This is a genomic window from Neobacillus drentensis, from assembly GCF_036965245.1.
GTDB lineage: Bacteria > Bacillota > Bacilli > Bacillales > Cytobacillaceae > Neobacillus > Neobacillus drentensis_G.
In genome coordinates, this window is the sequence record NZ_JBALPG010000130.1 from 25851 (window position 1) to 27302 (window position 1452).

The 1452-nt window shown below is 38.0% G+C and carries 2 protein-coding genes; both read left to right on the forward strand.

Going from position 1 to position 1452, the window contains the following annotated elements; genetic code table 11:
• Positions 1 to 8: 8 nt before the first annotated feature.
• Positions 9 to 611 carry an SAM-dependent methyltransferase gene (locus V7150_RS21855; RefSeq protein ID WP_335522444.1) on the forward strand — a complete coding sequence of 201 codons (603 nt, stop codon included), beginning with the start codon at positions 9 to 11 and terminating at the stop codon, positions 609 to 611.
• A gap of 182 nt (positions 612 to 793) precedes the next feature.
• Positions 794 to 1042, forward strand: coding sequence for a hypothetical protein (locus tag V7150_RS21860; RefSeq protein WP_335522436.1), 249 nt, complete (start codon positions 794 to 796; stop codon positions 1040 to 1042).
• The last annotated feature ends 410 nt before the right edge of the window (positions 1043 to 1452 follow it).

Consider the following 1452-nt stretch of genomic DNA (forward strand, 5'->3'; position numbering starts at 1 on the left):
ATTTGGATATGAATCAGTGGAATAACCGTTTTCAAGATGAGAACTATGTTTATGGTACAGAACCGAATGTGTTTTTATCTGAAATACAAGAAAAGCTGCAATTATCCGGGAATGTATTAGCAATTGCAGAAGGGGAAGGCCGGAATGCCGTTTTTTTAGCTGAAAAAGGAATGAACGTTACTACTTGGGATTATGCGGAATCAGGACTTCTAAAAACGAAAAGGCTTGCAGATGAAAGAGGTGTAACTGTTAAAACAGAACTTGTTGATTTAAATGAAGCACAATGGGATGTAACTCAGTGGGATGAAATTGTATGTATTTTTGGACATTTCCCAATCGAATTACGCAGAAAAACACTTCATGGCGTGAAAGAAGCAGTAAAGCCAGGTGGCTATTTTGTTACAGAGGTATATTCTCACTATCAACTTCCTTATAAAAGTGGGGGACCAAAAGAATTGGATTTTTTATATTCTCCTGAAGAGTTTTTACAAACTTTCTCAAATTGGCGTATTGTTCACTTTTTTATGGGTGAGGTTATTCGTAAAGAAGGTGAATTACATAATGGATTATCACATGTCATCCAATTTGTTGGACAAAAACCAAAGATATAAAACGTTTTTTACTTCTTCCTGATTAATGTTTCCATGAAAGAAAATAGTTTAAAGGTGCCCAGCCAAGTTCGATTTCAGAGATTTTAAATTTCCACTAATCCCCTATTACACTTGTCCATTACGATAATGATTTCAATACGTATAATGTCGTATGGTTCATTAGTAATTGGAGGTGAGAGAAAATGTCGGCTCATTATTATGGATTGTGCCAAAGACACATGGGTAGAGCAGTTGATATCAGAACCCTTGACGGAAGAATTCATAGAGGAATCATTCACCGTGTTACCAACAACAGAGTTTTTCTTCAACCACTGGGGCGTCGCAGAGGCCTAGGCGGTTTTGGTTACGGAGGCTGGGGCTGGGGCTTTGGCGCTGGAATTGCGTTTGGTGCTATTGCTTCATTAGCTGTTCTATCTCTATTCTTTTGGTAGTCATATAAACTATGTTGTAAGATTAAAATAGTTTAAAAGCATAAAAGCATTAGACCGATTCGGCTCTTAAAAGAATGGGTTATACTGTACTGAGGTTGGCTACGTAGTAATATTGGTAAGATTCAGCATGACTATGATGAGACCGCCAAATCCCCAAAAAATAAGTCAATAAAAACGCAGTATGATACACAAAAAGAATGGCTCGAAGTTTTCAAGCCATTCTTTCTTTTATACTGGTTAAAAACCATTATGTGACTAGGATCTTAAGCCTCGCATTCGGACAGGATAAGGCGATTTCCTGCTTAACCTGTCCGAATAAACCTCGTATTCGGACAAGACAAGGCAATTTCCTGCTTAACCTGTCCGAATAAGCCACGGATTCGGACTACCAAAGGCGATTTCCTGCTTAA